Origin of the sequence: Aristaeella hokkaidonensis (assembly GCF_018128945.1) — a bacterium.
GTDB classification, from domain to species: domain Bacteria; phylum Bacillota; class Clostridia; order Christensenellales; family Aristaeellaceae; genus Aristaeella; species Aristaeella hokkaidonensis.
The window spans coordinates 3,238,565-3,247,671 of sequence record NZ_CP068393.1; the positions used below are offsets into that span (position 1 = coordinate 3,238,565).

Sequence of the window (9,107 nt, forward strand, 5' to 3'; positions counted from 1 at the left end):
TTCCCCGTTTTCCTATGCGGAGGCAAGAAAAAACCGCGGCGGCTGCCGCGGTGATCAGATTGCTTTATATCTTTACTTGACCTGCCAGGAATACAGCTTCATGACCCCGTCTGTGATCAGGTACAGGTCATGGACTCCTTCCGCCTGGATCGGCGCGCGGAAGGCGGCGGGTTTTACGTCGCCCGGAAGCTCGATACGCACCTGGGAAATCACAGGACCTTCCGGATCATCCAGCACGGCATAGAGGGTGCAGTCGGTAGGTGCCATGGCGGTGACCTCCAGGGAAGAAGTGCCGGTTCCAAAGTCCACTCCGGAAACCTGAAGCCAGCTGCCCGTTTCGCCGTTGATCCAGGACTGGCCGTTGGCACCCTCCACAGTGATGCCTGCCTGGCGGGACATGGTGGCGGCGGAAACGATGCGGAAGGGATTCAGCGGCTTCAGCTGATCAAGTCCCTTCATGGTGCCTTTGACCTGCTTCGGCAGGCCGTCCTCACCGAAGAAGATTTTATCCGCCTGCGGGCTGCGGTAGTTTCCGGTGACACCCATGGCTTTTTCCACAGGACGGTTATGATAGAACAGGAACCATTCGCCGTTCAGGCTGGCAATGGAATGGTGGTTGTTGCCGTACATGCCGAAGAAGTGTCCTTCGTTGGGGAAAAGCTCACCCATATAGGTATACGGCCCCAGGGGATTGTCTGAGATCATATACTGGATGGCACCGTCTGTCAGCTTCAGGTTGTTGCCTTTGGTCTGGAAGTTGGAGCAGTAGGTATAGAAGTATTTATCTCCGATTTTGTTGATGCCGGAGTCCTCAAAGAGCCACGGTACATCCAGACGTACGGGATCACCGGCCAGGCTGATCATATCCTCACCAAGACGGACGATCCGCGCGGTGCCGGGGGCGGCCCATTTGCCTTCCGGTACACCGCCGCCAAAGGCAAGATAGCCGGTGCCGTCCTCGTCCACCATAACGGCGGGATCGAAGAGCCAGGTGACGTCAGCGCAGTTTTTGACACCGCGGGTAATCAGCAGGCTGCCCCGCTCGTCCCGCCAGGGACCGACGGGACTGTCAGCAGACAGGACACCGATGCCGTTGCCGCCGTTGCAGAAATACAGGAAGAACTTTTCCTGGCCGTCGATGGTTTTGTGCGCGGCACAGGGAGCCCAGGAATTGTTGGCCCACTTGGCAACGCCGCCGGGGCCGGCGACCCGGATCCGGCCATGATCGGTCCAGTTGACCATATCATCTGAGGAAATGCAGTTGATGGTCCGGATCTGGCTGTAGGAGTTTTCCTTAACCTTTCCTTTTGTGTCATACTCCAGGATATCGTCGGTCATGTATACATACAGCCGGCCGTCGTATTCCATTACACCGGGATCGGCGCCGAAACGCTGGGTATACAGCGGATTGTTTTCTCCGGCTTTTTTATAGGAATTCTGCAGGGTGACCGGTACGGTGTTCATATCTGTTGTTTCTCCTTTGGCGCAGGTAAAAAGCATGAGGACGGACAAGAGAATGGCCGCCCGGCGAACCGGAGATTTCCGGCCGCGGGCGGCATTAATCACGGAGAACATTACTTTTCGTAAGGACGGATTGTCTCGATGGTGCCGTCCTCGTGAATGGTCAGCTCGGTGAACTTGACGCAGCGGCGGTGGTTGATGCCGTTGGACAGCTCACAGTCATGATAGAACAGGTACCATTTGCCCTGGTATTCCACGATGGAGTGATGCGTGGTCCAGCCAAGCACAGGCTCCATGATTCTTCCCTTATAGGTGAAGGGTCCGTCCGGGCGATTACCTTCAGCGTATACCAGGTAGTGGGTGGTACCGGTGGAGTAGGAGAGATAGTACTTTCCGTTAAACTTATGCATCCAGGGACCTTCGAAATAGCGGCGGTCCTCATCACCGGCGGTGAGGGGCTTTCCGTTTTCGTCCAGGATCTGCAGCTGCTTCGTTTCGCCTTTATAGTGCTTCATGTCAGCATCCAACTCGCCGAAAACCGGGCCGAGGGCGGGTTCGTCGCCTTCCGGACGGTGGGCATTGGGATCAAAGCTGCCGCTCTGCCACATTTCCAGCTGGCCGCCCCACAGGCCGCCGTTGTACATATAAGCGCGTCCGTCATCGTCCACGAGCACGGCCGGGTCGATGCTGTAGCTGCCGGGCATATAGTTCTCTTCAGGAGTGAAGGGGCCGGCGGGGTCATCGGAAACCGCAACGCCGATGCGGAAGATGCCGTCCTTGTCGCGTGCAGGGAAGTAGAGATAATACTTACCGTCTTTATACGCGGCGTCGGGGGCCCACATCTGCTTGCTGACCCAGGGGACATCCTTCATGTGCAGGGCACAGCCGTTGTCCACACAGGGCGCATCCACGCTGTCCATGGACAGGATGTGGTAGTCTTCCATGCGGTACTCATCGCCATCGTCATTATCCTCACCGTCGTGGGGAATATCATGGGAGGGATATACGTAGATTTTGCCATTGAAGACGTGGGCGGAAGGATCCGCGGTAAAGATATGGGAGACCAGAGGCTTGCGCTGTTCACTCATGAAGAAGCACTCCTTTTTGGATTGTTGCGGTTATTATATAATAAAGCCCCTGGAAAAGAAAGCGGTACGGACAAATTTATACAGAAAAGGCACGGTTTATATCAGTTGAAAATAAAGGGCAGACATGAGATAATGAGTCGATTTTTCAGACAGAACGGAGTACCTTTATGCTGAATCAGTTTTCCAGAACACAACTGCTGCTTGGACCGGAGGCCATGGAACACCTCGTACAATGCCGCGTGGCCGTGTTCGGCGTCGGCGGTGTGGGCGGTTATACGGTGGAAGCGCTGGCCCGTTCCGGCGTCGGCGCCCTGGACCTGATTGACGATGACAAAGTCTGCCTGACCAACCTGAACCGCCAGATCTATGCCACCCGCAGCACGGTGGGCAAATACAAGGTGGACGTGGCGGAGGAACGGATTAAGGATATCAACCCGGACTGCAAGGTTACAACATATAAAACTTTCTACCTGCCGGAAACGCAGGATCAGTTTGATTTCACTCAATATGATTATGTGGTGGATGCCATTGATACTGTAAAAGGCAAACTGGCACTGGTGGAACAGGCACAGGCAGCGGGTACGCCCATTATCTGTGCCATGGGTGCCGGCAACAAGCTGGATCCCACCGCTTTCAAAGTGGCGGATATCTACAAGACCTCTGTATGTCCCCTAGCAAGGGTGATGCGCACAGAATGCCGGAAGAGACGTATCAAGCACCTGAAGGTTGTCTATTCCACAGAAAAACCGGTCAGGCCGCTGGAGGATCCGTCTATCAGCTGCAGAAAACACTGCATCTGTCCTCCGGATACCCGGAAGTGCACAGTGCGCAGGGATATCCCGGGTTCCACCGCGTTTGTTCCGGCTGCCGCAGGACTGATTATCGCCGGTGAAGTGGTGAAGGACCTTTGCCGGGAATACATGGTCAAAAACGAGGAAAACTAACCCAATCATAATTGAAAATGACATTGAACAGGCTGTTCGCGGATGATCGAACAGCCTGTTCATTTTTGTATAAATAAATTGTATTTATTTTGTATGCATAAGTTACATGAATAATAGTTACATATGCAAAGTAACAATTAAGAACGGACAATTTGCAGACCAAAACCGCGAAACGCTTTATTTTACTAAAGAAACACGGGATTGCAACAAAACAAAAAAGCAATTTTCGCTAAAGAAAAATGCAAAAATTTGCAAAATATAACCGATATGTAACTATTCATATGTTAATATACGGCTGAAAGATGGAGATCATGTCACAGTTCCTCAATTGGAAAAACCTCTCCATCGGACAGCGACCGTTAACAAAATCCTTTGAAAAATAAGGGTTTGACCAAAATGACATACAAAGACACCTCTCGCAGAGGACGACGAAAAACCCGTTGCAAACGAATTCAGGAGGAGAACGTAATGAAGAAATTTTTATCCATTCTGTTGGTTGTCACCCTGCTGGCTGGTATCATGCCGCTGGTGATGGCTGAAGAAATTGAAAATGCTGAAGCTCCGGTGGAAGCTGCCGAGGTTCCCGCTGAACCGGCAGAAGCTCCTGCCGAGCCTGCTGAGGCACCTGCCGAAGTTCCTGCTGAACCGGCAGAAGCACCTGCCGAAGTTCCTGCTGAACCGGCAGAAGCACCTGCCGAAGTTCCTGCTGAACCGGCGGAAGCTCCCGCTGAGCCCGCAGAAGCTCCCGCTGAGCCTGCTGAGGTACCTGCCGAAGTTCCTGTTGAACCGGCAGAAGCTCCCGCAGAGCCTGCAGAAGCACCGGCGGAAGTTCCTGCAGAACCGGTCGAAGTTCCCGCTGAACCCGCTGAGGCTCCTGCAGAACCGGTCGAAGTTCCCGCTGAACCCGCTGAGGCTCCTGCAGAACCGGCAGAAGCTCCCGCGGAGCCCGCTGAGGCTCCTGCAGAACCGGCAGAAGCTCCCGCGGAGCCTGCTGAAGTACCGGCAGAGGAGCCTGCTGCCCCGGTCGCCTTCACAGGCAAGCTGTCAGTCAACATTCCGATGCCTGTAGCTACAGGTGCGGAAGCTTCCCTGAGGGCTGTTGTTTCTGATGCCAATATGGGTTATTCCATCTGGTGGGAAATCCAGGACGCGGAAAAGAAATGGCAGCGGATCGAAGGGGCAACTGAAGAAGTTTACAAGTTTATTGTTGATAAAACTTCCGGAACCTATCCTATCCGCTGTGCTCTGAGAGCGGAAGATGGCACTGTTCTGTACAGTTCCGCTCCGGTTAAGGTAAAGGAACCGGAACCTGTTCCCGCTGAAGAGACTGAAGCTCCTGCCGAGGAGACTGAAGTTCCTACCGAGGAGACTGAAGCTCCCGCTGAAGAGACCGAAGGCCCTGCCGAGGAGACTGAAGCTCCTGCTGAAGAGACCGAAGCTCCTGCCGAGGAGAATGAAGCTCCCGCTGAAGAGACCGAAGCTCCTGCCGAAGAACCCGAAGCTCCCGCCGAAGAACCCGAAGCTCCCGCCGAAGAACCCGAAGCTCCCGCTGAAGAGCCGGAAGCTCCTGCTGAGGAACCCGAAGCTCCTGCTGAAGAGCTTGTGAACGAAGAAACCGAAACTGAAGAACCCGCGGCTGAAGAATCCGAAGAGATTCCTGTTGAGGAAACTGAAGAGCCCGCTGAGGAGCCTGAAGTTCCTGCTGAAGAGGCTGAAGTTCCTGCTGAGGAACCCGAAGCTCCTGCTGAAGAGCTTGTGAACGAAGAAATCGAAACTGAAGAACCCGCGGCTGAAGAATCCGAAGAGATTCCTGCTGAGGAAGAAGAGACCGTCGATCTGGACGAGATCGAAGATTATGAAACGCCTCTGGGCCTCGGAGAAGAAAAAGCCGCTCCGGTATATGCCTACGAGAAGGATGAAGACGGCAACCTGATCCTGGACGAGAACGGCAACCCGATCGTTACCGTGATCGAAGGCGATGAAATCCCGGTCACCTACTTGCGGAATGAGGATGGAGAGCTTATACTTGATGAAAAGGGAGATCCGATTCCCACTCAGACCGTTCCTACGGATGCAGTCATCAGCAGCACACTTGAAGATGCCCTGGATCCGAACCGTACAATTGATATCTATTATTCCTGGAATAACCAGAAGCCCGCGATCGGCGGAGAAGTTACCTTCGTTGCCGTGCTGAACGGTTATGACAATCTTGAATATACCATCCAGTGGCAGCAGAGCAAAAACAATGCGGACTGGACAGATATTCCTGACTCCACTGAAACACGTCATTCTGAGATCGTTACGAGAGACAACTACAAAGACTTCTGGCGCGTACAGGTGACCATCACTGACGTAAACGAGTAAACCAGCAGGACAAAAAAACAGCCGCTCCGGACATAATCCGATGCGGCTTAACCTGTTATCCAGATATTCCAACTGTTTGCAAAACCTTCCGACCATCATAATAAGGGGATTGGAACATGAAGTATTCAGTAAAGAAATTCACCGCATTGCTGCTGGCGCTGATCATGGTACTCAGCCTTGCGCCACTGGACGCAATTGCTTCGGTATTTACGACATACGAAGCAAAAATTGTCATCGATACATCAGAATCGGTGCAGATCAGCGATACTATTGCTACGTCGCGGATTGAGTCGGCCAACGTAGTCGTGACCAGTCTGGATGCTATTCTACCTGTAGAAGGCCGGGTGGAATTTGAAGAGAAACCGGTTGAGAAACCCAAATTGATGATGAAAGCAACCAGGGGGGTCGCTGCTTCTGTTCCTACCACACGGACAGTGGGCAGGTTCGACATCACTATCATTGATGATGCGACAAAAGCGGAATGGCAGCCTAAGGCCGGTGAAAGTGTTGATGTACGAGTCCGGTTAAGCAATCCGATTGATTTAAATCCGGGTGAAACACTGAAGCTCCTCCATGAGACAGATGGAGACCCACAGTTTGTTCCTGCAACGTTCTATAAAAATACCGAAGAGCAGTTGACCGGTTTTGCTTTTGAAGCAACTGGATTCTCTGTTTATGCTGTTGTTGCGGAAGGCGTAGATGCACGACTGCAGGTTAAATTCAACAGCAATGGTTCAGATATTGCCACAATTTGGGTAAAACAGAGCGATTTGGCAAATCAGACCGAGTTTGAAAAAATAGTTTATGACCCGGGTACGGGCACGCTACCTGCCGGAGTGATTTTCCTCGGATGGACAGACAATCCTGACTATGAACTGCCGGATGAAGATTTTACTCCGATGACGATCGCGGATATCAGGACAGCCGTTACAGAGAAACTAAGCAATGGTGTTCATGATATTGAAGAAGCAACAAATGGAGATTCTGTAACTTATTATGCTGTTCTAGCCAAACAGTACAGGATTAATTACCTTGGCGATGGAGGCGTTTCTGTCGGCGAGGAAGTGATCAATTACCGTTACAGTGCAACAGATCCTAATCCGGAAATGGAATATACTGTTAACATGACCTATACACCCAAAGACAACGAGCACGCCTTTATGGGTTGGTTGGTTGCTGAAGGTGATGAAAACATTGTACCAGATCCGGAAAATCCACATGATGCTGACACACCATATGAAAATGAATCCGAAATAATTATAAAGGGTAACGTGACATTCTCTGTTGATGCACCAGAAGGTCATTGGCTTGTTTTTGATGAGAATGGCAAGGGTGCTATCTATTGTGCTCCACAATTTGTAAAATCCGGAACGGTTACACAACAACCTCGACCGGATACAGATATGCTGCGCTTGGGCTATCGGTTTGGTGGCTGGTATGATACCAAAGCTCATGCGGATGCCCACGGAGCTGACCCTGCTGACGAAACAGGCAAGTTTTCATTTGGCGGGCAGCTTAATGAAGGGATCACGATCTATGCCAGTTGGATCAGTGAAACGACTGCTACATATACTGTCATTTTCTGGACACAGAATCAGTCTAGGACGGGATATGATGTGGCAGGTTCTGTGGTTGTGAGTGGCACGGTTGGTGACAATATTCCGTATACATCTGTTGATAATATAGATGAAGATTATGCTACAGGTACCGGCTTTGGAGAGAACGGCCACTATACAGGATTCTGTCTGACGGAAGGAAGTAAGGGGCAGACAGTGATGATCAGATCAGAAAATGATTCTGTTCTGAACCTGTATTATGATCGAATTCATTATAATTTTAGATTTTATGTATACAGAGATTCCAGAAGTGGACAAAATCGATATACATTTGCAGACAATTCTGGTAGCGGAAGCAACCTTGATGATCTTGTTACCTGGAATCCGGCGAATAATAATCATCCTTCTGTTACTGGCTATACTGTGGACAGCGAACGCGTGGGTAATTATGATTATTATTACTTCACATTGTCAGCTTATTACGGAGAAGATATCAGCTCAAAATGGCCTAAATATGACCAAATTCAAGGAGTAGGAAGTCTTCAGCCCGTTAGTTTCGTTATGATGGTGGGAACGAAACTTAAACCAAATCCAACTAATGGAGGATCTGGTACGGTTAAGGGTATAATATCGGTTTTAAATGAGAATATTCTTGGTGCGACCAATCAAGCAAATGGCAACTATGTAATCATTCGTTTCCCTGCGCAAGGTTACAATAACTGGAGATATCATATCTGGTTTGAAACAGTAGAAGGAGTAGATTATACAGAAAAAACAACAAAAGAATACAATGGCAGAACTTATTATGAAGATAACATTATGGAGGTTCGCTCCAGTAACTTACAAGTTAAATCTCAGAACGAGCCCAAATATGATGGCTTTGATTTTGTTGGTAAAAGAGGTCAGGACTGGAACATAACAAACATTAATGATAATAGTGCATGGACTACTACAGAAAATGGGACGACCTTGCATCATCTGAATTATCTTTATAACCGCCAGGTGTTCAAAATTAGATATTTTGATGGCAATTATGTTGATGGTAATGGTAATACAATTCAGAACAGGGCAACTCATCTGCTGCACGAAAGTAGAGCGATTGGTCAGGGCGCAGATGTTACAGCTGATGAGTATGCAAAATATGAACCGGAGCTTCCTGAAGGTGAACTGGGATTCGTTTTCGAGGGATGGTATACTGATGAGGGTTGTACATCGCCCTATACTTTTGGAAAAATGCCGATAGACGGTATCAAAGTCTATGCCAAATGGAGGCAGATCCAGTACCGTGTTTTCCTGCATTCCATGGTGCCAACAAGTGATACAACGCTTAATTGGGGTTCTGCAAACCAGAAGATGAACTTCCGTATTTCTTATGGAGGAAAAATCAGCGCGCCATTTGGTACCAGGACTGGTTATGAGTTCTCCGGTTGGTACACAAATCCACAGTATAATGGTGTATTCAATGCGGAAAACTATGTATTGAATGAGCAAACTGTTTCTACTCCATACGATAAATCAGCTCATTTGACGGATCCTCATACAATTTATGATGGTTATGGAACAGAGATAAATGAAGATGATGACAGAGACTGGATTACAAAAGAATTTAACCTGTATGCCAAATGGAGTAAGATTCTGATTGGCGCAACCGGTATTGGTGTGAAATACGATGAGGGAGAAGGATCAAATCCTCC

At 49.8% G+C, this 9,107-nt stretch carries 5 protein-coding genes and 1 pseudogene; 3 read left to right on the forward strand and 3 right to left on the reverse strand.

All coding sequences use genetic code 11. The features are described 5' to 3' along the window. Positions 1-72: 72 nt before the first annotated feature. A complete protein-coding gene (locus tag JYE49_RS14485) occupies positions 73-1,464 on the reverse strand; it encodes a glycoside hydrolase family 43 protein (RefSeq protein ID WP_179217353.1) in 1,392 nt (463 codons plus the stop codon). 110 nt (positions 1,465-1,574) lie between these two features. Then, positions 1,575-2,549: a glycoside hydrolase family 43 protein gene (locus JYE49_RS14490; RefSeq protein ID WP_093957580.1), complete on the reverse strand. Its 975-nt coding sequence runs from the start codon at positions 2,547-2,549 to the stop codon at positions 1,575-1,577. A gap of 167 nt (positions 2,550-2,716) precedes the next feature. On the opposite strand from JYE49_RS14490, the gene JYE49_RS14495 reads away from it, so the two are divergent. Then, entirely contained in the window at positions 2,717-3,493 is a 777-nt protein-coding gene (locus JYE49_RS14495; protein ID WP_093957579.1) for a tRNA threonylcarbamoyladenosine dehydratase, read from the forward strand. Between the two features lie 468 nt (positions 3,494-3,961). After that, positions 3,962-5,857 carry a hypothetical protein gene (locus JYE49_RS14500; RefSeq protein ID WP_093957578.1) on the forward strand — a complete coding sequence of 632 codons (1,896 nt, stop codon included), beginning with the start codon at positions 3,962-3,964 and terminating at the stop codon, positions 5,855-5,857. 55 nt (positions 5,858-5,912) lie between these two features. On the opposite strand, the gene JYE49_RS14505 is transcribed toward JYE49_RS14500, so the two are convergent. Next, the gene (locus tag JYE49_RS14505; RefSeq protein WP_304583223.1) at positions 5,913-6,317 is read right to left on the reverse strand and encodes a hypothetical protein; all 405 of its coding nucleotides are present in this window, start codon (positions 6,315-6,317) and stop codon (positions 5,913-5,915) included. Between the two features lie 700 nt (positions 6,318-7,017). Between JYE49_RS14505 and JYE49_RS15330 the strand changes: the two are divergent. Beyond that, positions 7,018-8,874: pseudogene (locus JYE49_RS15330) on the forward strand (InlB B-repeat-containing protein); the annotation flags it as partial. Positions 8,875-9,107 lie beyond the last annotated feature (233 nt).